The sequence below is a fragment of the Armatimonadota bacterium genome (assembly GCA_031460175.1).
Classification (GTDB): domain Bacteria; phylum Sysuimicrobiota; class Sysuimicrobiia; order Sysuimicrobiales; family Sysuimicrobiaceae; genus Sysuimicrobium; species Sysuimicrobium tengchongense.
Genome location: JAVKGW010000002.1, coordinates 208,847 through 235,333, shown reverse-complemented (window position 1 = coordinate 235,333; position 26,487 = coordinate 208,847). Strand labels below are relative to the sequence as shown.

26 protein-coding genes are annotated in these 26,487 nt (G+C 70.0%); all 26 read left to right on the top strand.

Annotation, left to right across the window (positions count from 1 at the left end):
• The first annotated feature begins 74 nt into the window (after positions 1 to 74).
• The gene (gene topA, locus QN206_03900; protein MDR7613948.1) at positions 75 to 2,174 is read left to right on the top strand and encodes a type I DNA topoisomerase; all 2,100 of its coding nucleotides are present in this window, start codon (positions 75 to 77) and stop codon (positions 2,172 to 2,174) included.
• Positions 2,102 to 3,049 carry a tyrosine recombinase XerC gene (locus tag QN206_03895; GenBank protein MDR7613947.1) on the top strand — a complete coding sequence of 316 codons (948 nt, stop codon included), beginning with the start codon at positions 2,102 to 2,104 and terminating at the stop codon, positions 3,047 to 3,049. Before topA ends, QN206_03895 begins: the two co-directional genes overlap by 73 nt.
• A complete protein-coding gene (gene hslV / locus QN206_03890; GenBank protein ID MDR7613946.1) occupies positions 3,046 to 3,576 on the top strand; it encodes an ATP-dependent protease subunit HslV in 531 nt (176 codons plus the stop codon). The genes QN206_03895 and hslV overlap by 4 nt, the downstream gene beginning before the upstream one ends.
• A gap of 26 nt (positions 3,577 to 3,602) precedes the next feature.
• Positions 3,603 to 4,991 carry an ATP-dependent protease ATPase subunit HslU gene (gene hslU / locus QN206_03885; protein ID MDR7613945.1) on the top strand — a complete coding sequence of 463 codons (1,389 nt, stop codon included), beginning with the start codon at positions 3,603 to 3,605 and terminating at the stop codon, positions 4,989 to 4,991.
• A gap of 60 nt (positions 4,992 to 5,051) precedes the next feature.
• Positions 5,052 to 5,795 (top strand): GTP-sensing pleiotropic transcriptional regulator CodY, encoded by a 744-nt coding sequence (locus QN206_03880; protein MDR7613944.1) that lies wholly within the window; start codon positions 5,052 to 5,054, stop codon positions 5,793 to 5,795.
• Positions 5,796 to 5,965: 170 nt separating this feature from the next.
• Complete coding sequence (gene rpsB / locus QN206_03875; GenBank protein ID MDR7613943.1) at positions 5,966 to 6,808, top strand: 30S ribosomal protein S2; 843 nt, start codon at positions 5,966 to 5,968, stop codon at positions 6,806 to 6,808.
• A 23-nt stretch (positions 6,809 to 6,831) separates the two neighbouring features.
• Positions 6,832 to 7,425, top strand: coding sequence for a translation elongation factor Ts (gene tsf / locus QN206_03870; GenBank protein ID MDR7613942.1), 594 nt, complete (start codon positions 6,832 to 6,834; stop codon positions 7,423 to 7,425).
• 13 nt (positions 7,426 to 7,438) lie between these two features.
• Complete coding sequence (gene pyrH, locus QN206_03865; GenBank protein MDR7613941.1) at positions 7,439 to 8,170, top strand: UMP kinase; 732 nt, start codon at positions 7,439 to 7,441, stop codon at positions 8,168 to 8,170.
• Positions 8,167 to 8,724, top strand: a complete 558-nt coding sequence (gene frr, locus QN206_03860) for a ribosome recycling factor (protein MDR7613940.1) — start codon at positions 8,167 to 8,169, stop codon at positions 8,722 to 8,724. The genes pyrH and frr overlap by 4 nt, the downstream gene beginning before the upstream one ends.
• A gap of 1 nt (position 8,725) precedes the next feature.
• The gene (locus QN206_03855) at positions 8,726 to 8,941 is read left to right on the top strand and encodes a PASTA domain-containing protein (GenBank protein ID MDR7613939.1); all 216 of its coding nucleotides are present in this window, start codon (positions 8,726 to 8,728) and stop codon (positions 8,939 to 8,941) included.
• A 1-nt stretch (position 8,942) separates the two neighbouring features.
• Positions 8,943 to 9,758, top strand: coding sequence for an isoprenyl transferase (locus QN206_03850; GenBank protein MDR7613938.1), 816 nt, complete (start codon positions 8,943 to 8,945; stop codon positions 9,756 to 9,758).
• Positions 9,752 to 10,543 carry a phosphatidate cytidylyltransferase gene (locus tag QN206_03845; GenBank protein ID MDR7613937.1) on the top strand — a complete coding sequence of 264 codons (792 nt, stop codon included), beginning with the start codon at positions 9,752 to 9,754 and terminating at the stop codon, positions 10,541 to 10,543. The genes QN206_03850 and QN206_03845 overlap by 7 nt, the downstream gene beginning before the upstream one ends.
• Entirely contained in the window at positions 10,540 to 11,688 is a 1,149-nt protein-coding gene (locus tag QN206_03840) for a 1-deoxy-D-xylulose-5-phosphate reductoisomerase (GenBank protein ID MDR7613936.1), read from the top strand. The genes QN206_03845 and QN206_03840 overlap by 4 nt, the downstream gene beginning before the upstream one ends.
• Positions 11,688 to 12,722 (top strand): RIP metalloprotease RseP, encoded by a 1,035-nt coding sequence (rseP, locus tag QN206_03835; GenBank protein MDR7613935.1) that lies wholly within the window; start codon positions 11,688 to 11,690, stop codon positions 12,720 to 12,722. The genes QN206_03840 and rseP overlap by 1 nt, the downstream gene beginning before the upstream one ends.
• 15 nt (positions 12,723 to 12,737) lie before the next feature.
• Positions 12,738 to 13,394 carry an MgtC/SapB family protein gene (locus tag QN206_03830; GenBank protein MDR7613934.1) on the top strand — a complete coding sequence of 219 codons (657 nt, stop codon included), beginning with the start codon at positions 12,738 to 12,740 and terminating at the stop codon, positions 13,392 to 13,394.
• Between the two features lie 12 nt (positions 13,395 to 13,406).
• Entirely contained in the window at positions 13,407 to 14,075 is a 669-nt protein-coding gene (locus QN206_03825) for a rhomboid family intramembrane serine protease (protein MDR7613933.1), read from the top strand.
• Positions 14,076 to 14,105: 30 nt separating this feature from the next.
• Entirely contained in the window at positions 14,106 to 15,308 is a 1,203-nt protein-coding gene (locus QN206_03820) for a methionine adenosyltransferase (GenBank protein ID MDR7613932.1), read from the top strand.
• Between the two features lie 47 nt (positions 15,309 to 15,355).
• Positions 15,356 to 15,634 (top strand): zinc ribbon domain-containing protein, encoded by a 279-nt coding sequence (locus QN206_03815; GenBank protein MDR7613931.1) that lies wholly within the window; start codon positions 15,356 to 15,358, stop codon positions 15,632 to 15,634.
• 133 nt (positions 15,635 to 15,767) lie between these two features.
• Entirely contained in the window at positions 15,768 to 17,141 is a 1,374-nt protein-coding gene (locus tag QN206_03810) for a hypothetical protein (protein ID MDR7613930.1), read from the top strand.
• Positions 17,138 to 17,815, top strand: coding sequence for a hypothetical protein (locus QN206_03805; GenBank protein ID MDR7613929.1), 678 nt, complete (start codon positions 17,138 to 17,140; stop codon positions 17,813 to 17,815). Before QN206_03810 ends, QN206_03805 begins: the two co-directional genes overlap by 4 nt.
• Entirely contained in the window at positions 17,812 to 19,326 is a 1,515-nt protein-coding gene (locus QN206_03800; GenBank protein MDR7613928.1) for a hypothetical protein, read from the top strand. The genes QN206_03805 and QN206_03800 overlap by 4 nt, the downstream gene beginning before the upstream one ends.
• On the top strand, positions 19,323 to 20,327 hold the full coding sequence (locus QN206_03795) for a MoxR family ATPase (GenBank protein MDR7613927.1): 1,005 nt from the start codon (positions 19,323 to 19,325) through the stop codon (positions 20,325 to 20,327). The genes QN206_03800 and QN206_03795 overlap by 4 nt, the downstream gene beginning before the upstream one ends.
• Complete coding sequence (locus QN206_03790) at positions 20,324 to 21,208, top strand: DUF58 domain-containing protein (GenBank protein MDR7613926.1); 885 nt, start codon at positions 20,324 to 20,326, stop codon at positions 21,206 to 21,208. The genes QN206_03795 and QN206_03790 overlap by 4 nt, the downstream gene beginning before the upstream one ends.
• Positions 21,205 to 22,983, top strand: coding sequence for a BatA and WFA domain-containing protein (locus QN206_03785; protein MDR7613925.1), 1,779 nt, complete (start codon positions 21,205 to 21,207; stop codon positions 22,981 to 22,983). Before QN206_03790 ends, QN206_03785 begins: the two co-directional genes overlap by 4 nt.
• Positions 22,980 to 25,646: a VWA domain-containing protein gene (locus QN206_03780; GenBank protein MDR7613924.1), complete on the top strand. Its 2,667-nt coding sequence runs from the start codon at positions 22,980 to 22,982 to the stop codon at positions 25,644 to 25,646. The genes QN206_03785 and QN206_03780 overlap by 4 nt, the downstream gene beginning before the upstream one ends.
• A complete protein-coding gene (locus tag QN206_03775) occupies positions 25,643 to 26,458 on the top strand; it encodes an S-methyl-5'-thioadenosine phosphorylase (protein MDR7613923.1) in 816 nt (271 codons plus the stop codon). Before QN206_03780 ends, QN206_03775 begins: the two co-directional genes overlap by 4 nt.
• Positions 26,459 to 26,487 lie beyond the last annotated feature (29 nt).

Sequence of the window (26,487 nt, the reverse complement as noted above, 5' to 3'; positions counted from 1 at the left end):
GTACGCCGCCTCCCGGGTTGACGCCCTGTGCTACCATGAGGCGCGAGCGGGACTCCCGGAGGGGAGGGGAGAAGTTGACGAGGGCAAAAAGCCTGATCGTGGTGGAGTCGCCCGCGAAGGCGCGTACCCTGAAGAGGATGCTGGACCGCCGGTATGAGGTCCTCGCCTCCATGGGGCACGTCCGGGACCTCCCCAAGTCCCGACTCGGCGTGGACATCGCGGACGGCTTCCGGCCCCACTACATCGTGATCAAGGGCAAGGGACCCATCCTCCGGGAGCTGCGGGAGTCGGCCAAGCGGGCCCGGGCCGTCTACCTCGCCCAGGATCCCGATCGGGAGGGGGAGGCCATCAGTTGGCACCTCCAGCAGCTGTTGGAGGAGGTGAACCGCAACATCCGCCGGATCGAGTTCCACGAGGTGACCCCGGAGGCGGTGCGGAGGGCCCTGGACAACCCCCGGGACATCAACCTGAACCTGGTGGCGGCTCAGCAGGCCCGTCGGATCCTGGACCGGCTGGTGGGGTACAAGCTGAGTCCGCTCCTTTGGCGCAAGGTCCGCAGCGGGCTCAGCGCGGGGCGGGTGCAGTCCGTGGCCCTGCGGTTGGTGTGCGAGCGGGAGGCAGAGATCGAGGCCTTCGTGCCTCAGGAGTACTGGAGCCTCTCCGCCCTCCTCCGCAAACCACAGGACGGGGATTCCTTCGAGGCCCGGCTCCACAGCCGGGGGGAGGAACGGGTGGAGCTCGCCAACGAGGAGGCCGTGCGGGCCGTGCTTGCGGATCTGGAGGGAGCCACGTACCGGGTGGTGGAGGTACGTCGGCGTGACCAACAGCGCCACCCTGCCCCCCCGTTCACCACCAGCACCCTCCAGCAGGAGGCCTACCGCCGGCTGGGGTACACCGTCGCCCGCACCATGGCCATCGCGCAGCAGCTCTACGAGGGGCTGGACCTGGGGGAGGAGGGGACCGTGGGCCTCATCACCTACATGCGCACGGATTCCGTGCGGGTGGCCGAGAGCGCGGTGGCGGAGGCACGGGCGTACGTCCAGGAGCGGTACGGGCCCGACTACGTCCCTCCGGTCCCCCGCCGCTACGCGGCCAAGCGGTCCGCGCAGGACGCGCACGAGGCCATCCGGCCGACCTCCGTCGCCCGCACACCGGATCGGGTACGGCCGTACCTGCGGCCCGATCAGTTCAAGCTCTACAAGCTGATCTGGGACCGGTTCGTGGCGAGTCAGATGAGCTCCGCCCTCTTCGACACCCTCTCCGTGGACATCGCGGCCGGTCCCTACCTCTTCCGGGCCACGGGGCAGCGGCTGAAGTTCCCCGGGTTCCTCGCGGTGTACCGGGAGGACCAGGAGGAGGGAACCTGGCTGCCTGCTCTCGCGGTGGGGGAGGAACTGGAGCTGTTGGACCTCCGTCCTCAGCAGCACTTCACCACCCCGCCCCCGCGCTACACGGAGGCCACCCTGGTGAAGGCCCTGGAGGAGAAGGGCATCGGTCGGCCCTCCACCTATGCACCGACCCTGGAGATCCTCAAGAGACGAGGATACGTGCGCACGGAGCAGAAGCGGCTGGTGCCCACGCCCCTGGGTCGGCTCGTGAACCAGTTGCTCACCACCCACTTTCCCAACGTGGTGGACGTGGAGTTCACGGCCCGTCTGGAGAGCAGCCTGGACCGCATCGAGGAGGGCAAGGCGGACTGGGTGGGGGTGGTCCGAGCCTTCTACGAGCCCTTCGAGCAGGACCTCCGGCGCGCGGAGCAGCTCATCGAGGAGGTGGAGCTGCGCCCCGAGCCCACGGGCGAGAGCTGTCCGCAATGCAGCTCTCCCCTCGTGCGTAAGCAGGGCCGCTTCGGGGAGTTCATCGCGTGCACCCGCTACCCCGCGTGCACCTACACCCGGCCGGTGGGGATCGGCGTCCGATGCCCCCGGTGCGGGGGAGAGATCGTGGAGCGCCGCAGCCGCCGGGGTCGGCTATTCTACGGATGTGTGAACTACCCTGCCTGCACCTTCACCTCCTGGGACCGGCCGCAGGACGTGCGGTGCCCCGCGTGCGGCTACCCCATGGCGGAGAAGCGGACCCGGCGGGGGGAGGTGGAACTGCGATGCCTGAATCCCGAGTGCGCCACCACCGTGGTCCCGTCCCGCGTCCAGGAAGCCGCGATGGCTCACCCCTAGCGGTGGACATCGCCCGCTTCCTGGAGGCGCTCGTGGCGGAGCAGGGGGTCTCTCCCCATACCCAGCGGGCCTATGCCCGGGACCTTTCGGAGGTGGCGCGATTCCTCCAGGAGGAGGGCCTCTCCCGGTGGGAGGAGCTCTCGCCGACCCTGCTGCGCCGGTACCTCGCGCGCAGAAGCCAACGGGTGTCCCGCGCCACCGTGGCCCGCGAACTCAGCGCCCTGCGGGGACTGTGTAGGTTCCTCGTCCGGGCAGGGCGCCTTCCCGCCAATCCCGCCCGCACCGTCCGGACCCCCAAGACGGCCCGCCGGCTCCCGCATTGCCTCACCCTCGAGCAGATGCGGAACTTGCTCGCCTCGCCCGTGCGGCCGGGTCCTGTGGGCCTTCGGGATCGGGCCCTGTTGGAGCTCCTCTACGGGAGCGGGCTGCGCGCTTCCGAGGTGGTGGGCCTGCGGGTGCAGGATGTCCAGCAGGGAGGGCGGGAGCTGCGGGTGGTGGGCAAGGGCGGGAGGGAACGGGTGGTGCTCCTCACGGAGGCCGCGCGGGCGAGCCTGGACGCCTACCTCCGGCAGGGCCGGCCGCGGCTCGTGCGGGGACAGGAGGAGGCCCTCTTCGTCAGCGTCCGGGGTCGACCCCTCTCCGTGCGGGGGCTGCAGTGGCTGGTGCAGTGCTGGGTAGCGCGGCGGTGGGGATGGCGGGCCAGTCCCCACACCTTCCGCCATACCTTCGCCACCCATCTGTTGGAGGGCGGGGCCGACCTCCGAGTCGTCCAGGAGCTGCTGGGCCACGCGAACCTGGCCACCACTCAGATCTACACCCACCTCTCCCGAGCCCGGCTGAAGGAGGTGTACGACCGATCGCATCCCAGGGCATGAGGTTCTGGGGCACCACCATCCTCGGCATCTGCCGACGGGGAGAGGCTGCAGTGGCGGGTGACGGGCAGGTCACCCTGGGGGAGACTGTGCTCAAACACCGGGCGGTGAAGGTGCGGCGGGTGGGGGACCGAGTGCTGGCAGGGTTCGCGGGGAGCGCGGCGGACGGGCTCACCCTGTTCGAGAAGTTCGAGGCGAAGCTCCAGGAATACCGCGGGAACCTCCCGAGGGCCGCGGTGGAGCTTGCGAAGGAGTGGCGCACGGATCGGGTCCTGCGGCGCCTGGAAGCCCTGCTGGTGGTGTGCGACCGGGAGCACCTCTTCGTCCTCTCCGGAGACGGCAACGTGGTGGAACCGGATGACGGGATCGCCGCGGTGGGCTCCGGAGGTCCCTATGCCCTCGCCGCGGCCCGGGCCTTGGCGCGTCACACGGACCTCTCCGCGGCGGAGATCGCCCGGGAGGCCATGCGGATCACCGCGGAGATCTGTATCTTCACGAACGCGGAGATCACCGTGGAGACCCTACCGTGAGGCCGGAAGATGTCCTCCTGGAGTCCATGCGGGAGCTCACGCCCCGGCGGATCGTGGAGGAGCTGGACAAGTACATCGTGGGGCAGCGGGCGGCCAAGCGGGCCGTGGCCATCGCCCTCCGGAACCGGTACCGCCGGGCCCTCCTCCCGGACCCCTTGCGCCGTGAGGTGATCCCCAAGAACATCCTCATGATCGGGCCCACGGGGGTGGGGAAGACCGAGATCGCCCGGCGACTGGCCCACCTCGTGCGGGCCCCCTTTGTGAAGGTGGAGGCCACGAAGTTCACCGAGGTGGGCTACGTGGGTCGCGACGTGGACGCCATCATCCGGGACCTGGTAGAGGTCTCCGTCCAGATGGTACGCACGGAGCGGTTGAGCGCGGTGCAGGAGGAGGCTTGGCGCCTGGCGCAGGAACGGATGTTGCACGTGCTGGCTCCGGACCCCGTTCGCCCGGGAGCCCAGAACCCCTTCGAGATCCTCTTCGGCGGGCGGGGTCCGGCGGGTCCGGGCGAGTCCTATGATCGGGAGGTGGAGGCCGCAAGGGCCCGCCGGGAGGCGCTGCGGCCGCGCCTGGTGCGGGGAGAGCTGGACCGGGAGGTGGTGGAGATCGAGGTGGAGGAGGGGGGGATCCCCGTGGTGGAGATCATCGGTGCCCAGGGCGTGGAGGAGATGGGCATCAACGTGCAGGACCTGCTGGGAGGCCTGCTTCCCAAACGGCGCAAGCGTCGTCGGGTCACCGTGGCGGAGGGCCTGCGGATCTTCGCCCAGGAGGAGGCCGCCAAGCTCGTGGACCAGGAAGAGGTGCAGCGGGAGGGGGTGCGGCGGGCGGAGGAGCTGGGAATCGTGTTCATCGACGAGATCGATAAGATCGCGAGCTCCGGATCCACCGTAGGGCCCGACGTCTCCCGGGAGGGCGTGCAGCGGGATCTACTGCCCATCATCGAGGGCTGCACGGTCTCCACCAAGTACGGACCTGTACGCACGGACCACATCCTGTTCATCTGCGCGGGGGCCTTTCACGGGAGCAAGCCTTCGGACCTCATCCCGGAGCTCCAGGGTCGGCTGCCCATCCGGGTGGAGCTGGAACGCCTCACGGAGGAGGACTTCGTCCGCATCCTCACGGAGCCCCAGAACGCCCTCCTCAAGCAGTACGTGGCCCTCATGCGGACGGAGGGGGTGGAGGTCACCTTTACCCCGGACGCGGTGCGGGAGATGGCCCACATCGCCGCGTGGATCAACGAGCACACGGAAGACATCGGTGCCCGGCGGCTGCACACCGTGCTGGAGAAGGTCACGGAGGAGATCTCCTTCGCCGGTCCCGAAGGCCCGCGGAAGGTGGTCGTTGACGCCGCGTATGTCCGGGCCCGGCTCGCGGACGTGCTGCAGGATCGGGACTTGAGCCGCTACATCCTGTAACTTCCTAATTTATGGTAAAATTACAGACGCGGCCCCGAGGGGAGCGCCCATGGAGGAGGCTTGAAGGACGTACTCCTGGAGAGCGCGAGGCGGATCGCCCAGGCGATCGGCAGGGAAGTGGGACGGGCAAGTGCCCGGGAAGTTCTGACCATCCTGGGCGAGGCCACCCGAAGCGCGGGGGTGCTCCTGGACGCGGAAGGGAAGGTCTTCGCCACGTGCGGAGTCCTGCCCCGTCCCCTGGAGGAGGGCGCGGGGCTGCCGCCCGCCGCGATGCAGGCCCTGGAGGAGCTGACGGAGCCCGCGGTCAACCTCCGGTCCGGTCCCCTCCTCGAGGCCCTGGATGGAGGGGAGAACGCGTTGCTGGCTTTTCCTCTGCAGGCCTCCGGCCGTCGGGTCGGGACCCTCCTGCTGCTTCGAAAAGAGGCCTTCCGGCCGGAGGAGGAGGGGCTCGTGGGGTACGGGGCGGCGGTACTGGCCCTCCACGTGCTGGTGGTGGAAAGCCGTGCCCTTCTCGAACCCCAGGCCGCAGAGCAGGTCCGGACGGCCCTTGGAGCCCTCTCGTACTCGGAGCTGGAGGCCATCCGCCACATCCTCCAGGAGCTGGGGGATGCCGAGGGCATCGTGGTCGCAAGCCGGGTGGCGGACCGGGCGGGCATCACCCGGTCCGTGATCGTGAACGCCCTGCGCAAGCTGGAGAGCGCCCGCGTCATCCAATCCCGCTCCCTGGGGATGAAGGGAACCTACATCAAGATCCTCAATCCCTTCCTGCGGGAGGCGCTGGAGCACGGCCGGTCCGGCCGCTGAAGATCCGGATCCGGGGGATGGTCCCCCGGGGCCCACGCTTCCGGACCGGAAATGGGTCTGGTATACTACCGCGGGCGCGTGGGCCCGCCCAGGGCCTGTTGTGTCTTCGGCGAGAGCCCAGGGACTCGAGAACCCCGCGCACGTGCGGGCGGAGGAGGCAGGGAGAGAGGATGTCGGTCGTTACCATGAAGCAGCTCTTGGAGGCCGGGGTCCACTTCGGGCACCAGACCCGCCGGTGGAACCCCAAGATGGCCCGCTTCATCTTCACGGAGCGCAACGGGATCCACATCATCGACCTTCAGAAGACCCTGCCGCTTTTGGAAGAGGCCTACCGGTTCGTGCGCAGCGTCACCGCGGCCGGGGATCAGGTGCTGTTCGTGGGCACGAAGAAGCAGGCCCAGGATGCCATCCGGGAGGAGGCCACGCGGGCGGGTCAGCCCTATGTGAACCAGCGGTGGCTGGGGGGGTTGTTGACCAACTTCCAGACCATTCGCCGCCGGGTGGATCGCCTGCGGGAGCTGGAGATGCGAAGGCACTTGGGAGAGCTCGAGCTCCTGCCCAAAAAGGAGCAGGTGCGGCTCCTGGAGGAGCTGGAACGCCTGGAGAAGTACCTGGGCGGGATCAAGAACATGCCCAAGCTGCCGGGTGCGGTGTATGTGGTGGACACCCGGAAGGAGCACATCGCGGTGGCGGAGGCGCGGAAGCTGCGCATTCCCATCGTGGCCATCGTGGACACCAACGCGGATCCGGACGAGGTGGATTACCCGATTCCCGGAAACGACGATGCCATCCGAGCCGTGCGGCTGGTGACCAGCAAGATGGCGGACGCCTGCCTGGAGGGCGTGGAGGAACGGCGGAAGCTGCTGGGAGAGGAGGCGGTGGCGGTGCCGCCCGCGGTGCCCGTGCCCGCGGAGGAGCCCGTGGCGGCCGAGTCCTTGGAGGAGATGGAGACCTTCGATCTGGAGTCGGAGATGGAGGAAGCCTTTGACCTCGAGGAGGATGAGGATCTGTGAGCGGGAGGAACCAGGAAGTCTCCATGGAGGCCATCCGGGAACTCCGGGCCCGTACGGGTGCCGGTGTGCTGGACTGCCGTCAGGCCCTGGTGGAGGCGCAGGGGGACCTGGAGCGGGCCATCGAGATCCTGCGGTCCCGGGGGCTCGCGGCCGCCGCGAAGCGGTCGGGCCGCTCGGCGGCCCAAGGCGTGGTGGACGCTTACATCCACGGGAACGGCGTGCTGGGGGTGCTCATCGAGGTGAACTGCGAGACGGACTTCGTGGCCCGCACGGAGGAATTCCGGCGTTTGGTCCGGGACCTGGCCATGCAGGTGGCGGCCACGGACCCGAAGTACATCTCCCGGGACCAGATCCCTCCCGAGGAGCTGGAGCGGGAACGCGAGATCGCCCGGAGCCAGCTCCAGGAGACCATGGCGGGAAAGCCCCCTCAGGCCCTGGAACGGGCGGTGGAAGGGAAGGTGGAGAAGTGGATTGAGGGCGTGGTGTTGCTGGAGCAGCCCTTCATCCGGGATGAGAAGCGGAAGGTCTCGGACGTGATCGCGGAGGTGGTGGCGAGGACAGGGGAGAACATCGTGGTCCGGCGCTTCTGCCGGTTCCGGGTGGGGGAGGCCTCGTAGGAACGGGCCTGCCATGGCGGACCTGCGCTACCGGCGCATCGTCCTCAAGCTGAGCGGGGAGGAGCTGAGCGGGAACGGCCGGGAGATCCTGGATCCCCGGGTCCTGGAGCTGGTGGCGCGGGAGGTGAAGGCCGTTCACGAGCTGGGCGTCCAGGTGGCCCTGGTGGTGGGGGGTGGGAACATCGTCCGGGGCGGGGACCTGAGCCGTCGGCTGGGCATCGAGAAGGTCACCGCGGACTACATGGGGATGCTGGCCACGGTCATCAATGCCCTCGCCCTCCAGGAGATCCTGGAGGGCGAGGGGCTCGCCACCCGGGTGCAGAGCGCCATCGCCATGCACGAGATCGCGGAACCCTACATCCGGCGCCGGGCCATCCGGCACCTCGAAAAGGGGCGGGTGGTGCTGTTCGCCGCGGGCACGGGGAACCCTTACTTCACCACGGACACCGCCGCGGCCCTGCGGGCCATCGAGATCGAGGCGGGGGCCGTGCTCATGGCGAAGAAGGGGGTGGCCGGGGTCTACGACAAGGACCCGGCGCTCTACCCCGATGCGGTGCTGCTGGATCGGCTGACCTACCTGGAGTTCCTCAACCGGGGGATCCAGCAGGTGGTGGACGCCACCGCGGTATCCTTGTGTATGGACAACAACATGGACATCTGGGTGTTCCGGCTGACGGAGCCGGGCAACGTGGAGCGCATCGTGCGGGGGGAGCACGTGGGGACCCTGATCGGAGGGGTGCCGTGATCCAGGAGGTTCTGGCGGATGCCCGCCAGCGGATGCAGAAGTCGGTGGAAGCCACTCGCCGGGAGCTGGCAGGGCTGCGCACGGGCCGGGCGCATCCGGGGCTGGTGGAGCACATTCGGGTAGAGTACTACGGCACCCCCGTCCCCCTCAACCAGCTGGCCACCATCACCGCTCCGGAACCGCGGTTGCTCGTCATCCAGCCCTGGGACCGGTCCGCCCTGCGGAACATCGAGAAGGCCCTCATGCAGAGCGACCTCGGCCTCCATCCCACCTCGGACGGAAACGTCCTGCGGGTGCCGATCCCGCCCCTCACGGAGGAGCGACGACAGGATCTCGTGAGGCTGGCCCGAAAGCTGGCAGAGGAGGGGCGTGTGGCCATCCGGAACATCCGTCGGGAGGCCAGGGAGACCATCGAGGAGCTGGAGGACGAGGGGGAGATCTCGGAGGACGAAGCCCGGCGTGCCCAAGAAGAGCTCCAGAGACTCACGGACCGGTTCATCGAGGAGATTGACGCCCTCCTCCAACGCAAGGAGGCGGAGATCCTGGAGGTCTAGGGTGCGGGACGTGCTGGGATATCCCCTGGACCAGGCCCGGGCTGAGCTGGAGGCCGAGGGATGGAGGGTGGAGGTCAAGCAGACCGCTCCGCCCCGGGCGGGACGGGGAGTGGGATGCCAGCGGGTGATCCGCCAGCGCCTCCGGGAGGGTGTGGTGGAGCTCGTGGTGAGCTGGGAGTGGTATGAGCGGCTTCCTCCGGCACCCGAAGGCCGCTGAGGTGGCCACCGCGTCTCGCGCTGACCCGACCTCTCTCCCGGATCGTGGATCCGTCCTCCGGAGTCTGGGACTGGATCCCCGCCGCATCCCCCACCATGTGGCCATCATCATGGACGGAAACGGCCGGTGGGCCAAGGCCCGGGGGCTCCACCGGATCGAGGGACACCGGGCGGGCCGGGAGGCCATCCGTCGCACGGTCCGTGCGGCGCGGGAGCTGGGACTTCGGATTCTGACCCTGTACGCCTTCAGCACGGAGAACTGGCGGCGTCCCCGGGAGGAGATCGAAGCCCTGTGCGCCCTTTACGAGCAGGTCCTGCGGGAGGAGACCCCGGAACTCGCTGCGCAGGGAGTTCAGGTTCGCATCATCGGCGATCGCACCCGGTTTCCCCCGAGCCTCCAGGAGGCCATCCAGTATGCGGAGGAGGCCACCCGACACAACGACGCCCTCGTGCTGGTGGGAGCGTTGAACTACGGAGGGCGGGCGGAGATCACGGGGGCGGTCCGGAAGATCGCGGTGGCCATCGCCTCGGGCCGGCTCCGGCCCGAGGAGGTGGACGAGGCGGTGGTGGCCCGGCACCTCCAGACCCACCCCCTCCCGGATCCCGACCTCATCATCCGGACCGCGGGAGAGCGACGGTTGAGCAACTTCCTCATCTGGCAGTGTGCATACACGGAGCTGTACTTCACGCCCGTCTTGTGGCCGGAATTCGATCGGGAGACCCTCGTGGCGGCCATCCGGGACTACCAGCGGCGGGTGCGTCGGTACGGTGGCCTCGATCCCGCGGAGTTCGATGGCGCGCCCGGTTCGGGATGCTAGGCCGACGACTCCTTACCGCGCTGACCGGCATCCCCATCATCGTGGTGGGGGTATGGCTGGGGGGGGAGGTCCTGCTGGTCCTGGTGGCGGCGCTCATCGTGTTGGGGCTCTGGGAGTTCTACACCCTCGTGGACCTCGCGGGGTACGCGCCGAGCCGGGCGGTGGGGGTGGTGGCGGGGGTTGCCCTGGCGGTCCTCGCGTACCTGGGGGAGCGACGGGGGGTACTCGCGGTCCTCGCGGCGGTGGTGCTGTACGTCCTCTCCACCCAGCTCAGTCCGAACCGCGGACGGGCTTTGGCCAACGCCGCGGGCACCATCCTGGGGGTCCTGTACGTGGGCTATTTCGCCACCCACCTGCTGCTGCTCCGGCAGCTCCGGCAGGGGATGGCGTTCACCTTCCTCGTGTTCGGAACCGTGTGGGCCACGGACGCGGCCGCCTATTTCGTGGGCCGATGGCTGGGCCGGCGTAAGCTCCTCCCCCAGGTGAGTCCGAACAAAACCGTGGAGGGAGCCACCGCGGGCGTGGTGTGCGGGGTGTTGGGGGCCCTCGCCGTGGGGATGGGGTTCGGGATCCCGCCCGGCATGGCCGCGGTGGCCGGAGCCCTCTGCAGCACCGCGGCCGTGGCGGGAGACCTGTGGGAATCCGCCCTGAAACGTGAGGCCCGGGTGAAGGACTCCGGTACCATCCTCCCCGGGCACGGGGGGTTCTTGGATCGGTTTGACGGCGTGCTTTTCGCGGCCGTGGTGGGCTACTACGTCTTCGCCACCTGGACGGGGGCCCTGTGAACCCGAAGCGCGTGGTGATCCTGGGTTCCACCGGTTCCATCGGCCGCCAGGCCCTCGAGGTGGCGGAGGCCATCCCGGACCGGGTGCGGATCACGGGGCTGGGAGCCCGGCGGGACGCGGAGACCCTCGGGGAGCAGGTGCGGCGTTTCCAACCGGAGGCGGTGGCCCTCAGCGATCCCGGGGCCGCGCAGGCCTTCAGGGCCTACGTGCCGGAGTTCCGGGGTGCTTTCCAGGTGGGGGAGGGGGCCATGGAGTGGCTCGCCGGGTGGCCGGAGGCGGATCTCGTGCTCGTGGCCCTCAGCGGCATCGCGGGTCTGCGTCCGACCCTGAGCGCCATCGAGGCCGGGCACGACGTGGCGCTTGCCAACAAGGAGACCCTGGTGGCCGCGGGTCACCTGATCCGTCGGGCGGTGGCGGCCCGGGGGGTTCGCCTGATTCCCGTGGACGGGGAGCACAGCGCCATCTTCCAGGTCCTGGAAGGGCGGGACCCCGGCACCGTGGCCAGGGTGGTGCTCACCGCTTCCGGAGGCCCCTTCCTGCGGCGGCCCCTCTCCTCCCTCCGTACCGTCACCCCGGAGGAAGCCCTGCAGCACCCCACCTGGCGGATGGGACCGAAGGTCACCGTGGACAGCGCCACCCTCATGAACAAGGGCTTGGAGGTCATCGAGGCCCGGTGGCTGTTCGACCTCCCCCCAGACCGGATCCAGGTGGTGATCCATCCCCAGAGCGTGGTGCACGGCATGGTGGAACTCGTGGACGGGACCACCCTCGTCCACCTCAGTCCCCCGGATATGCGGCTTTTCATCCAGTACGCCTTCACCTACCCCGATCGGGTGGGCGTGTCGTATGCTCGAATGGACTGGAGCCGTCCTCAGGCGCTCACCTTTGAGCCGCCGGACCCCCGACGGTTTCCGTGCCTCGGCTACGCGTACGAGGCCCTGGGACGAGGGGGAACGGCCCCTGCGGTGCTGAATGCGGCGAACGAGGTGGCGGTGGAGCGGTTCCTAAGGCGGGAGATGGCGTTCGTGGAGATCCCGAAGGCGGTACGGCTGGCCCTGGACCTACACGATCCCGTCCCGGATCCCTCCCTGGAGGAGATCCTGGAGGCAGACCGCTGGGCCCGGGCGCTGGTGAGGGGGCTTTGATGACGATCGCGCTCGCGGTGTTCGCGTTCGGACTCATGATCCTGGCACACGAGCTGGGACACTTCCTCGCGGCCCGATGGGTGGGAGTGGTGGTGCAGGGGTTTGCCATCGGTTTCGGACCGGCGCTGGTGCGGTTCCGCAGGGGGGAGACCACCTACCGGATCAACCTCTTCCCCTTCGGGGGATACGTGCGTCTGGCGGGCGAGGACTTCGAGGAGGAGACAGGCCCCGGCTCCTTCCGGTCAAAGCGGGTGGGTCAGCGGATGCTGGTGGTGGCGGCCGGGCCCCTGATGAACTTCCTGCTGGCCGTGCTCCTGCTGGGGCTGGTGGTCTCCGTGTGGGGCCTGCCCGCAGGGGTGACGAACGAGATCACGGAGGTCCGGCCCGGATGGCCCGCGGAGCGGGTGGGACTGCGGGTGGGGGACCGGATCGTGGCCATCAACGGGGAGGAGGTCCGCAGCGGGGAGCAGATGGTGCAGACCATCCACCGGAGCCCCGGACGGCCCCTCCGGCTCCGGGTGGAGCGGGAGGGGCGGGTGTTCGAGGTGACCGTCACGCCGCAGCTGGAGCCCCGGCTGCGGGTAGGGGCCATCGGCATCACGCCGGGGGTCCTCCGGCAGCGCCATCACCCTCTCTCCGCTCTCGTCTGGGCCACGGGGCAGACCGTGCGGTTCATGCGGGACATCGTGGTGGGAGTCGTCCACCTGGTGGCCACTGGGACCTTCCTCGAGGGGCTCGCAGGACCTGTCGGGGCGGTGCGCCTCCTGGGCGACGCGGCCCGGACGGGGCTCGATTCCTACCTCTTCATGACCGCTTTCCTCAGCGTGATGGTGGGCTTCTTCAACCTCCTGCCCTTTCCCGCCCTCGACGGAGGGCGACTCGCGTTCCTCCTCGTGGAGGCGGTACGGCGCCGGGCGGTGGATCCCCGGCGGGAGGGCTACGCGCACCTCGTGGGGTTCGCCCTCCTCCTCCTGCTCATCCTTGTGCTCACCTATCGGGACATTCTACGATGGGCTGGCGGCACTGGGTTCTAGGGGCAGAGGAGGGACGTGGTCGAGACCCTGGAGGTGGTCCTGCGTCTTGGACTGGCGGTCCTGCTGGGCGGCGTGGTGGGGCTGGAACGGGAAGCCCTGGAGAAGCCCGCGGGCTTCCGTACCCACATCCTGGTCGCCCTGGGAGCCACCCTGTTCACCCTCATCAGCGGCTACGGGTTCCGGGGAAGCGGGGCGGACCCCACCCGCATCGCGGCGAACGTGGTGGTGGGCATCGGTTTTCTGGGCGCGGGGACCATCTGGCGTCACGGCGTGGGGGTTGGGGGGCTGACGACCGCGGCGAGCCTCTGGACCGTGGCCGCCATCGGGATGGCGGTGGGAACCGGGCTGTACCTTCCCGCCATCCTCGGCACCCTGGCGGTGGTGGTCATCCTCCACCTCTTCCCCCGGATTGACGCCCGCCTGCTGCGACGGGGGAGCACCGGGGTGCTCCAGGTAGCCGTGCAGGACCGGCCCGGCCGGCTCGCGGACCTCTTCGGCCTCCTCGCCCGCCACCGGGCCACGGTCCTCGGCGCGGAGGTGGTGCAGGGCACGGATGGCCTCGTGCACCTCACCTTTACCGTGCGGACTCCACCGGAGGTGGACCGCGGCCGGTTGCTGGCCGCCCTCCTCGAGGCAGACGGAGTCCACCAGGCCCGCTGGATGTCCTCCTAGGGGAGAAGTCCGGTGATCCCGCTCCGTGACAGCGTTCCCGGCCGGCGAACCCCGGTTATGATGCTCACCCTCCTGGGGACGAACCTCCTCGTGTTCCTGTACACCGTGGGCCTGGGATCTCCCGAGGAGATCCAGGCCCTCTTCGAGACGTACGGCCTCGTGCCCGCGAAGCTCCTGGGTCCGGACCCGCCCTACTATACCCTCTTCACCTCCATGTTCCTCCACGGGGGTTGGCTGCACCTGGTGGGGAACATGCTGTACCTGTGGATCTTCGGGAACAACGTGGAGGACGCCACGGGCCACGTGGGGTTCCTGGTGTTCTACGTGCTGTGCGGGCTTGCGGCCGCCTTTGCCCAGATCCTCATCCAGCCCGCCTCCCGGGTGCCCATGGTGGGAGCGAGCGGGGCCATCGCAGGGGTGCTGGGCGGGTATCTGGTGCTCTATCCCCGAGCCCGGATCCTGGCCTTGGTTCCCCTAGGGTTCTTCCTGCAGCTGATGGAGGTCCCCGCCCTCCTCTTCCTCCCCATGTGGTTCCTCCTGCAGCTGGTGTATGGGATCGCGTCCCTGGGTGTGCGGAGCGAGTTCGGCGGGGGCGTGGCTTTCTGGGCGCACATCGGAGGGTTCGTGGCGGGCCTGGTGTGCATCCGGGTGTTCGCCCGTCGTCCCCGCAGATCCGGATGATCAGAGACCTCAGACGCGGGAGGGGTGAAGATGACGGATCGCATCCTTGTGGAGTCGCTTCCCGGTCCTCCGGTCTCCGAGCACCAGATGGAGCTGGTGGAGCGGAAGGGGGTCGGGCACCCGGACTCCATCTGTGACGCCATCATGGAACAGGTCTCCGTGGAGCTCTGCCGGGCGTATCTGGAACGCACAGGCGCCATCCTGCACCACAACATCGACAAAGCCCTCCTGGTGGCCGGGGAGGCGGAGGTTCGCCTCGGGGGGGGAGAGGTCCGGGAGCCCATGCGCCTCATCTTCGGCGACCGGGCCACCTTCCGGCTTCAGGACGTGGAGATCCCCGTGCACGAGATTGCCATCGCCACCGCGAAGCGGTGGATCCGGGAGCACCTGCGGTTCGTGGATCCAGACCGACACGTGCGCTATGAGAGCCTCCTGCGCCCGGGCTCTCCGGAGCTCGTGGACATCTTCCATCGGGAGGAGATCGGGGCGAACGACACCTCCGCGGCCGTAGGCTATGCCCCTCTCACCGTCACGGAGCAGGCGGTGCTGGAGGTGGAGCGTTACATGAACAGCCCGGAGTTCAAGCGGACCTTCCCGGAGGCAGGGGAGGACATCAAGGTGATGGGAATCCGGATCGGATCCACCCTGCACCTCACCGTGGCCGTGGCCTTCGTGGACCGGTTCGTGGACAGCGAGGCCACCTACTTCCGACGGAAGGCCCACATGCAGGAGGCGGTCCTGGAATTCGTCCGAAGCCGGTGCCCCCTGGAGGTGAAGCTCACCATCAACAACGCGGACCAGCCGGGTCGGGGCCTGGGCGGGATGTACCTCACCGTCACCGGGACGTCCGCGGAGGGCGGGGACAGCGGGCAGGTGGGTCGGGGGAACAAGGTGAACGGGGTCATCGCCCTGAACCGGCCCATGGGCACGGAGGCGGCCGCGGGCAAGAACCCCGTCTCCCACGTGGGGAAGATCTACACCGTGCTGGCCCACCAGATGGCCCAGAAGGTGCACGAGGAGGTGAGGGGCGTCCGGGAGTGCTACGTGTGGCTCGCGAGCCAGATCGGGGAGCCCATCCACCGCCCGCGGGTGGCCGCGGCCCAGGTGATCCTCGCGCGGGGCGTGCAAAAGGGCCGGGCGTTCCGGCAGATCCGGGAGATCATGGAGCGGGAGCTCCTCCGCCTCCCCCAGCTCGTGCAGGACCTCGTGGCGGGGAAGTACGCCATGCTGTGAGAGGCGTTGACGGGGGGGCCGCGATTCCGGAGAATGAGGCTCCGGAGGTGACGGAGGTGCCGCTCTACGAGTACCGCTGTACGCACTGCGGACACCACTTCGAGCGCATCCAACCGGTGGGGGCTCCTCCGGAGCCGTGCCCGGTCTGCGGCGCACCCAGCCGGAAGGCGTACGGATCCGTGGGCCTCGTGTTCCGGGGCTCCGGGTTTTACCGTACGGATTACGGGCGGTCCTCGGGCGGCAACGAGGCGTCGCGATCCGAGCCCAAGGAGAAGGGGGAAGGGAAATCTGAGGGCGCGCCTGCGGGGTCGGACGCGGACCGGTAGAGCCTCCGGGTGGATCAAAGCGCTGGGGCGCACGGTGCTCGGCTGTGCGCCTCTTTTGCTCTTGGGATTCCTCCCCGCACCAGGCGAGGCTGCCTCCGCCCGCCTGCAGGCACGGGTGGGATGGGAGGGATGGGTGCGTCCCGGCTTCTGGCATCCCGTCCTCGTCCTCCTTCGGTCGTCCTCACCCCTGGACGGGTGGGTGGTGGTGGAGATCTCCGCGGGCTCCGGGAGCCGGCTGCGCTACCGCCGCCCGGTTCACCTTCCGGGCAATTCCCCGAGGGGGTTCCTGCTGACCCTCCCCCTCCTGGATCTCCGGGCTCCGGTGGGGATCTCCCTGGAGACGGAGGGGCGAACCGTTGTCCGCACCGCTGTGAGGGTGTCCTCCCAGCGGATAGCACAAGGCCTGGTGGCGGTGGTGGACCAGGAGGGGCGGGGCCCGGGCCGCCTTGCGGATCCCGGCCGGCGCACCGCGGTCGTGGTGCGGGAGCGGGATCTCCCGGAAGACCCACTGGCCTACACCTCCCTCGACGCTCTGGCGATCCGGACCCTGGAGGAACGCGAGCTGAACCAGCGACAGCAGGACGCCCTCAAGGCCTGGGTCCTGCACGGAGGTCGGGTCCTGCTGGAGCGGACTTTTCGCCCCTCCGGCCCCCTGGGAGTCTGGCTACGGGCGGTGGCCAGCTCCCCTGTCGGACTTGGAAGCGTCCAGCTCTGGGATCCCGCAGACCCCTGGCCGGAAGACCCAAGAGCTAGACCCCCCCGCAGGTCCGTGGAGTGGAGCCCACTGGAAGCGGCCCGGCCGCGCCCGCCCTTCGGGCTTGTGGCCTTGGGGCTTGCGGGCACATGGCTTGCCCTCTTCCTCGCGCTCCGGGCAGGGGCGCGGCACCCGGGGGGATGGATCGGGATCCCCGTGGCGGTCGGCGTCGCCACCGCCGGGCTTCTCCTGCTGGCCGCGGAGGTGCGCCGCCAGGTGACCCTTCCGGATCGCAGGTGGGTGACGGTGGTGGTGGAGGGGATCGCTTGGACGTACGGCGTCGCAAGCCACCGCTCCGCCTACGGGGGACCCGTATCCGCCGTGTTTCCTCCGGGCTCCTCCGTCCTCTTCCAGGGCAGCTTTCTGGAAGCGGACGTCTGGGAGGACACAGAAGGGGTCCGGGTACGCCTTCACCAGCAGCCCGCCCAACCCCTCTTCCTCCGGTGGGAGCGCGTCTCCGGGGAAGAACTCTCGGCGGAGGTAGATAGACAAGGCCGCTGGCTCGACCTCCGAGGAGGTCGCCTGGGGAGGAGCTGGCTGGTGTGGAAGGGCCGGGAGATCGAGTTCTCTGGCCTCCGGGAGGGGCGCACGCCCCTGGATCCCGGAGCGTGGCGACCCGTGGACGGCACCCGCCCCGGGATCCAGGAAGGGCGTCGGATGGTCCCCGCCTGGGATGCTATAATAGGTTTCCACCCGGTTCTGCTCGCGGAGTCGGGCGGCGGCTGGGTGGTTCTCGTGGCGGGCCTGCGATGATGGCGGTGGCACGGGGTGACCTCCGTGCCCGGCTCACGACCGCGAAGGGCGTGGCCGTGCTCGCCGTGTGGCTTGCGGTCCTCCACCTCCTCGCCCTGTTCGGCACCGCTCCCGATGGAAGCGCGGATCAGCCCGCCCTCGGCGTGGCCTCCTGGATCTTCCTCGCCGCGGTGAGTTTCCTGTGCGTGGCGGTGACGAGCGGGGAGGTCGCGATCCCGGGCGAAAAGGGGCTGCCGGATCTGGCCACCGCCTTCTTCCCTGCCCGCGAGATCGCCCGGGGCAAGGCCCTTGCCGGGTTCCTGTATGCCCTCCTCCTCTCCTTTCTGGCCCTGCCCGCCCTCGCGTTCCTCGCGGGTCTACGGGCCCTCCCCTGGACGGCGGCCGCGGGCCAGGTGGTGGCGGCGGTCCCGGTGGGATGGGCCTTTGCGGGGATTGGGACCTGGCTGGGGGGCGTGGTGGAGAACGACCTCCTCCGGTCCCTCGCGGTCTGGACTGTGGTGGGTGGGGTCCTGGGCTCTCTGTTTTTGTGGGCCAGTCCCTCCTCCCTCCAGGCTGTGCATCCCTCTGCCCCCGGGACCGTCCGGCTCCTGTGGGTCGGGGAATGGACGGTGGTGGGCACGGCGGTGTTCTGGCTGTGCGCCCGACAGGTGGAGCGCCTCCGGAGGAGTCCTTGAGCACCTTGGCCTTCCGGCCCCTGCACCACGCCCGGAGCCGCATGGCGTGGCAGCGGGCCGTGCGGCTGGCCAGCGTGGTGAGCCTGGGCGGACTCGGGTGGGGGATCGCCGTCCGGGCCCTCTCCCTGGCCTTCCCCTTGGAGGTGCGGCTGGGGTGGATCTTCGGGGGGAGTGCCCTCGCGGCCCTCGTGAGCCTCCTCGTGGGCCGCCTCCTCTTCGTTCCCTCGTTGTACTACGCGGCCCACCTCCTAGACCGGACCTGCGGGCTGGAGGACCGGTTGACGACGGCCCTCGGCATCGCCATGGGCCGGGTCCGTTCCCGGTTCCGGGACCAGGTGCTGGAGGAGGCGACTCAAGCCCTCCTCCGTGCGGACGCACGCCGCGCCGTCCCCATCCGGACGGCCCTGGATCCCCGGGTTCTCGTGCTGGCTACTGGGCTGTTGATCTGGGACCTGCTGCTGGGAGGGGTCACCCTCCCGGGGACTCCTGCCCGCCGGGTGCAGGAGGTCGTCCGGGCGGAAAGCCGGCGACTGGAACAGAGGGTGGGACAGATCGGGGAGAGGGCGCGGGCGCAGAGGCTGTCGCGCGCGGCGGAGCAGGCGGAGCGGGCTCGGCAGGTGGCCCGGACCCTGCGGCAGGGACGGGCCACGCGGCACGAGGCGGTGGGGCGGTTGCAGGCGCTGGTGCGCCAGGTGGAGGGTGCCCGCTCTCAAGCCGAGGAGCTGCTCAGGGAGGAAGCCAATGTTCCTCGGCTGCCCTCCCGGGAGGCTTTGGACCAGCGCATCCAGAGCTTGGAAGCTCTCCAGCTACGGTTGAGCACTGCCCCCTCCCCTCAAGAGCGGCGGCGGATCGAGGAAGCCCTCCGGGACCTGGTCCACAGCCGGGATCTCCCTCCGCCCGTCCGGGCCTCCCTCCGGAGAGCCCGCCAAGCCGTGCGACGATCGGATGGGCCCTCCGCCCTCCAGGCTCTTGGTCAGGCCCGGGAGGACCTCCGGGAGGTGCAACGCCTGGTCTCGGAGGTCGAAACCCTGCGGATGCTGGCGCGGGAGACGGAGGCGACCCTCCAACGCATCCAGGCACCGACGGAGACCCACACCGCGATGGAGGAGCGGGACATCGTGACGGGAGCCGTTCCCTTCCCCGCATCCCCCGCGGGCGCCGGGCGGGCCAGGGAGCGCCCTGGGCCGAGACCGGGGGGGCTCACGGAGGGCCCGGACGAGGGACTTCGGGCCGGGCAGGGGAGCGTGCGGGAGAAACTGGGGGAGCCCACGGGGCGGCTGGGGACCGGGCTCAGGCAAGAGCGCCTTCAGGGGAGCCCCGGAAGGGGAAAGCCTACCCTCGTAGAGGTGCCGGGTACGGGCGTGCGAAACCCGCCTCGGACCGCTCCCGTCCACGTCTCCCCCCTGGTGGTGCGGCGGTTGGACGAGGCCATGGCCCGCGAACGGATCCCCGGGCCGTATCGGGATCTGGTGGGGCGGTACTTCCTGGAGCTCGGACGACGGAGGGAATGAGGTTGGAGATCCACGAGTTTCAGCACCTCTATCGGAGGATCCGGTCAGAGGTCGGGAAGGTGATGGTGGGCCACGAGGAGCTGGTGGAGCTCGTCCTCGTGGCTCTGTTCGCGGGGGGACACGTGCTCCTGGAAGGGGTTCCGGGTGTGGGCAAGACGCTCCTCGTGAAGACCGTGGCCCGCGTGCTGAATCTGCGGTTCTCGCGGATTCAGTTCACCCCGGACCTCATGCCCGCGGACATCGTGGGCACCAACGTCCTCGTGACGGATGAGGATGGCCGCCGGCACTTCACCTTCCAGCCCGGGCCCGTGTTCAGCCAGCTGGTGCTCGCGGACGAGATCAACCGGGCCACGCCCAAAACCCAGTCCGCCCTGCTGGAGGCCATGCAGGAGCTGGCGGTGACCGTCTCCGGAGTGTCCTACCCTCTTGAGCGTCCCTTCTTCGTGCTCGCCACCCAGAACCCCATCGAGATGGAGGGAACGTATCCGCTTCCCGAGGCCCAGCTGGACCGGTTCTTCTTCAAGCTGCGCGTCCCGTATCCGGATGTGGACTCCCTCGTGGAGATCCTCGATCGTACCACGGGGGCGGTCCTCTCGGAAGCCGAGCCCGTGGCGGACGGCGCCACCGTACTGGCCATGCAGGCCCTGGTACGGGAGGTGGCGGTGGCTCCGCATCTCCTCGGCTACGTGGCCCGCTTGGTGGAGGCCACCCACCCGACGAGCCCCCGCTGCTCTGCCCTCGTCTCCCGGTTCGTGCGGTACGGCAGCAGCCCCCGGGGAGCCCAGGCCATCCTCCTCGGCGCAAAGGTACGGGCCCTCGCGGCGGGCCGGGCCCACGTGAGCGCGGAGGACATCCGGTCCGTGGTGCTGCCGGCCCTGCGGCATCGGATCCTCCTGAACTTCGAGGGCGAGGCAGAGGGGGTGGATCCGGACCGGATCCTTCGGGACGTCCTCGCCCACACCCCCGAGCTCGAGCCCGCGGAGTCCCTCCCGACGCCGTGAGCGCCCTCCTGCTGGATCCCGACTTCCTCCGCGAGCTGGAGCGCCTCACCCTCCTCGTGCGCCGGCGGGTCCGCAGCCGGTCCGGCGGGGATCGGCCCAGCGCGCTCGTGGGCCGCGGGGTGGAGTTCGCGGACTACCGCTCCTACCAGGTGGGCGACGACTACCGGTTCGTGGACTGGAACGCGTACGCCCGTCTGGACCGGCTGTTCGTGAAGCTCACCACCACGGAGGAGGACCTTGACGTCCACCTCCTTCTGGACGCGAGCGCTTCCATGGGGTTCGGCTCCCCGACCAAGATGGACTATGCGAAGCAACTGGCGGCGGCTCTGGGGTACATCTCCCTGGTGAACCTGGAACGGGTGGGCGTGGTGGTCCTGCAGGGCCGCCGCATCCAGGTGCTTCCGCCCCGCCGGGGTCGGCAGTACGCACACACCCTCTTCTCCTTCCTGGAGCAGGTCCGGCCGGAAGGTCCCACGGCCCTGGCCTCCGCCCTCGCGGACTACACCGCCCGCACCCGGCGTCGGGGCGTGGCGATCCTGCTCACGGATCTTCTGGACCCCGCGGGCTACGAGGAAGCGCTGAGACGGCTGCGCTACGGACGGTTCGAGACGTTCCTCGTCCAGATCCTCAGCGAGGAGGAGCTCTTCCCAACCCTCCGGGGAGAGCTGCGGCTGGTGGATGCGGAGACGGGGTCCGTCCTGGAGTGGACGAGTTCCCGGGAGAGCCTGGAGGCCTTCGTGCGAGCCCGGGACGGGTTCCTGGAGGCGTGCCGGCAGTTCTGCTTCCGGCACGGGATCGCCTACCTCCGGACCACCACCCGTGTGCCGGTGCGGGAGCTGGTGCTGCGCTACATGCGGGCCGCGGGACTGGTGCGGGGATGACGCTTCAAAATCCTTCTGCCCTGTGGTGGCTGGCGAGCATTCCCTTCCTGGTGCTCCTGTACCTCCTACGGCCCCGGCGCACGGAGGTGGTGGTTCCCAGCCTGCTCCTCTGGCAACGCTCGGCCAGGGAGCTGCTGGTGCGCCGGCCGGTCCGGCGACTCGAGCGCAACCTCCTCCTGCTGCTGCAGATCCTGGCGGTCTGCGCCGCCTCCCTCGCTCTCGCGCGCCCCCGCCTCCTCCTCCCCGGCGGCGTAGGGGCGGATGTGGCGGTGGTGATGGATCTCTCCCTGAGCATGCAAACCCGGGATCTCCCGCCCAGCCGGTTCGAGGCGGCCCGCCGCGGGGCCCAGGAGCTCCTGGCAAGGGTGGGACCCGGCCACGCCGCGGCCCTTCTGGGCGCCGCCCGCACGCCCCGCCTGATCCGCCCGCTCGGCCCTCCCTCCGAGGCCCTCAGGGCCCTCAGGGAGCTGGAGCCCACGGACGGAGAGGCGGATCTAGAAGGTGCGGTTCAGTTGGCGCGGGCCCTCGCCCGGCCGGGCCGCTCCTTGGAAGTCCACGTCTTCTCGGACCGGCCGGTTCCCGGAGCCGTGGCGCACCTCTTCGGCGGAGCTGCCCGCAACCTGGGGCTCGTCGAGATCCTTGCCTACCCCCGGGGGCCTGGCCGGCTACGGGTGGTCCTCCGGGTTCGCAACGACACCTCCGCACCCTCGCACGTCCCCCTTGGAGTGTGGGTGGACGGGAAGGAGGTGTGGCGGGCTCCGGTGGATCTTGCCGCGGGAGGGGAGCGGGTGGTGCGGCTCGACGTGCCGGAAGGGGAGGTGGTGGAGGGACGCCTGCTCGGCCGAGACGACCTGCCCGCGGACGACCGACGGATCGCCCTGGGGAGACGTCCCCTCCCCACCGTGCTGGTGGTGGGCCGCTCCCCCGCGTTCTTCCTGGAGGCCCTGCGGGCCATGGGGGTGCGGGAGGTGGCGCGGACCGACTCTCCGGATCCATGGCAATGGCCCCCCTCCGACGTGGTCATCGTGGACCGGGTCCCCGTGCGGGCGCTCCCGCCCGGCAACGCGCTCCTGGTCCGCACCGTCCCCAAAAACCTTCCGGTGCAGGTGGCCGGAATCGTCCGGGAACCGCGGGTGGTCCGCTTCCACCGGACGCATTCCCTCCTCCGGTTCGTGGACCTTTCGGAGGTGCGGATCCGGGACGCCTTAGCCCTGGAGACCCGGGCCGGGGAGGTGCTGGCGGAAGGAGCCGGCCCTTTGGTGTGGGCGTACGAGTCGGGAACCCACCGGGTAGTGCTGCTCGCCTTCGATCTTACGGGCTCGGACCTCGGCCTTCGGCCCGCGTTCCCCATCTTCCTGTCCAACGTCCTCGACTGGTTGGGCGGTCCGAGCCGGTCCGTGGTGCAGGCCGGGGAGGTCCTCACCTTTCCCGCGGGGGGGCATCCCGAAGCCTGGCTTGAGGGGCCCTTGGGCCCACGGCGCCTGCTGGCCGTGGCCGGCGTGTTCCGCACCCCGCCTCTGGATCGCGCGGGCATCTACCGCCTGAGGACGGGCTCTGGGACGGTGCGTACGGTCGCGGTGCAGCCCGCGGCGGAGCGGCGTCCCCTCGCGCCTCCCCCCACGGCTTCCCTTCCTTCCTTCAGGCCCGAGGAGACCCGTGCAGGAGGCCGCGACCTCTCCCGGGAGTTCCTGTGGGTCCTGTTGGGGCTCCTGGTGGGGGAGTGGGCGCTCTTCCTGAGACAGCGGGGTTCTGCGGCTCCTGGGGGGAAACGGTGATCCGCTTCTCCTCTCCCGCCGCCTTGCTCCTGCTCCTTCTCCTCCCCCTCCTGTGGCGGGCTTCCCGCCCTTTCCGGGTCGGCCCCGCCCTCCGGATGGTGGCCCTGGGATGCGTGGTGCTGGCCCTCGCGGGAACACAGGTTGCCGTTCCCGGGGGACCCATCTCCGTGGTGTTCGTCCTGGACCGATCCGACAGCCTTCTTCCGGAGGAGGCCGTGCGGGCCGAGCGGTTCCTCGCGGCTGCCACCAGGTTCCGACAACCGGGCGACCGGCTCGGCCTCGTGACCTTTGGCGGGAGGGCCGTGGTCGAGCAGGCGCCCACGGAGCGATTCGACCCCTCTCCTGCCTCCCGTCCGGATCCCGCGGACACGGACATCGGGGCTGCCCTGGACCTCGCGCTCGCCGCCCTCCCGGAAGAGGGCGGTCGGCGGCTCGTGCTTCTGAGCGATGGGCTGGATCTGCGGGGCAAAGCGATGGAGGCCGCGCGTCGTGTGGCCGCGGCCGGGGTGCCCATCTTCGTCGTGCCGTTGCGGTCCGCCTTCGACCGGGACGGGGCGCGCATCGAGGATCTCCTGACGCCCGCGGAGGTTCGGGCAGGGGAGCGGTTCGAGATCCAGGTCCTCCTCTGGTCCTCCCGGCCGCAGCGGGCCCGCCTGGAACTCGCAGCCGGGGGACGCCGGGTGGCCCGCAAGGAGGTCCGGCTGACCCAGGGGTGGACGGCGGTACCGTTCACCGTGAGCGCCCCGAGCGGGTGGCTTCCCCTCCGGGCCGACCTGTTTCCCGAGCAGGACGGGGTTCTGGAGAACAACGTGGCGGAGGCGTTCGTCCGGGGGCACGGGGTGCCCGAGGTCCTGTACGTAGGGTCCGGGGACCTTCCCGGGGTCCTTCGGGCTCAAGGCCTGCGGGTGGAAGAGGCGAGTCCGGAGCGGCTTCCGGGCAACGCCGCCTCTCTGGCACGGTACGAGGCCGTCGTCCTGGACGATGTCCCCGCCCACCGGCTCTCCCGGGCCCAGATGGAGGCCCTGCGCGCGTACGTGGCTTCCCTGGGGGGAGGACTGGTCGTCGCGGGAGGGCCACACGCGTACGGGCCCGGAGGCTACGCGGGAACCCCGCTGGAGGAGGCGCTGCCCGTCTCCGCAGATGTCCGACACCGGGTGGGGCTCGTGCACGCGGCCGTGGTCCTGGTGCTGGACACCTCCGCCAGCATGGCGGGCCTCAGCAACGAGCCCGCCAAGGTGGAGCTCGCGAAGGAAGCGGCTCGGAGCGTCCTCGACTTCCTCGGGGAGCAGGATCTCATCGGGATCATCGCCTTCGACCAGGAGTACCGGTGGCTGGTCCCCCTCACCCCGGCCCGGGATCGGGATCGGATCGGAGAGCGGGTGGCCCGGCTGCGCACGGGCGGAGGAACGGACATGTGGCCGGCCCTGCGGGCCGCGGCAGAAGCCCTCAGGGAGGTTCGGGCCCGGGTGAGACACGTCATCGTCCTCTCCGATGGCCAGACGGATCCCGGGGATTTCCAGGGCCTCGCCCTCCGCATGCGCGGGGCAGGGATCACCCTTACCGCGGTTTCTGTGGGCCGGGATGCGGACGTCCCCTTCATGCGCCGGCTCGCGGAGTGGGGGGGAGGCCGGCACTACCATGCCCGGGATCCCTACACCGTCCCGCAGCTTCTGACCGCGGAGGTCACCCTCACCCGCCGGGCCTACCTCGTGGAGGAGCGGTTTGTCCCACGGCAAACCGACACCGCCCTTCTCCCCGGGATTCCCGCAGTCCCTCCCCTGCGGGGATACGTGGCGACCTCCCCGAAACCCGCAAGCCAGGTCTACCTCCTCTCCCCATATCGGGATCCTCTCCTCGCCTCCTGGCGGTACGGGTTGGGGCGGGCAGTGGCCTTCACCTCGGATACGGGGGTTCGGTGGGCGGTGGAGTGGCGGCAGTGGCCGTACTTCGCCGCCTTCTGGTCCCGGGCAGTCCGGTGGGCGATGCGATCCCACATGGAGCCCCTGGACGTGCGGGTAAACTTAAGGGGCGCTGCCTTGGAGGCGGTGGTGGACGCCCGGGACGCGGAGGGCAACCCACTCGACGGACTCACGGTGACGGGCACCCTGGTGGGACGGGAGACGCAGCGGATCCGGTTCATGCAGGCCGGGCCCGGGTGGTACGAGGCGCGCGTCCGGCTCCCCGGGCCCGGGACCTACGCCCTTGGGGTTTCCGCCTTCCTCGACGGGCGGAGGGTGGGGTCCTCCACGGTCCCCGTGGTGCTCCCCTACTCGCCGGAGCTGCGGTATGGTTCCGACGGGACGTCCCTTCTGGAACGGATCGCGGAGGTGACGGGAGGACAGGTGGTACGGCACCCCGCGGAGGCCCTCCGGCGGGACCCTTCCGCCCAGACCCGCCGGAATCTCGCAGACCTGCTGGTGGGGGTCGCCCTCGGCCTCCTCTTGGGGGAAGTGGCCATCCGCCGGATCCCCGCCCTCCAGGCCGCGTGGCGGTGGATGGCCTCCCGCCTCCGCGGGTCGGGGAGGCAGGAAGAGGACCGGGCGTACGAGGAGGCGGATCGGTGGAGGTTCCCGGAGGAGCCTCTGCCGGCCTCCACGGAGGCGCTCACGCGCCTGTACATCGCCCGGCTGAGGCAATCCAGGGATGAGCAGGAGGAAGCATGAGGGCGGTTCGCGCGGATGTGGGCGTGTTCGGAGGTTCGGGGTTCTACCAGCTCCTGGAAGAGGTGGAGGAGTACCGGGTGGAGACGCCCTACGGTCCTCCCAGCGACGCGGTGACCATCGGACAGGTGGGCACCAAGCGCGTGGCGTTCCTGCCCCGGCACGGCCGGGACCACAGCATCCCGCCCCACCGCATCAACTACCGGGCGAACCTGTGGGCCATGCGGGAGCTGGGCGTGCGGTGGATTTTCGGGCCCTGTGCGGTCGGCAGCCTCCAGCCCCACATCCGGCCCGGGGACTTCGTGCTGTGCGATCAGTTCGTGGACCGCACCCGGGGGCGGGCGGACACCTTCTACGACGGTCCCATCACCACGCACGTGAGCGCCGCGGATCCCTACTGCCCCACCCTGCGGAAGCTGGTGGCGGAGGTGGCCCGGGAGCAGGGGCTTCCCCTGCACGAGCGGGGGACCGTGGTGGTGATCCAGGGGCCCAGGTTCAGCACCCGGGCGGAGAGCCGTTGGTTCCAGGCGCAGGGGTGGGAGGTGATCAACATGACCCAGTATCCGGAGGCCATCCTGAGCCGGGAGCTGGGAATCTGCTACGTGAACATCTCCCTGGTCACGGACTACGACGTGGGCCTGGAGGGGAGGGCGGACGTGGAGCCCGTGAGCGCGGAGGAGGTGATGCGCATGTTCTCGGCGAACAACGCAAAGCTGCGCGCGCTCATCCTGGAGGCCATCACGCGGCTGCCCGAGGACAACACCTGTCCCCTCTGCCCGAACGCCCTGGATCGGGCCCGGGTGGAGGCGCGATGAGCCGCGAAACCCCAATCGGCAGGAGGTGA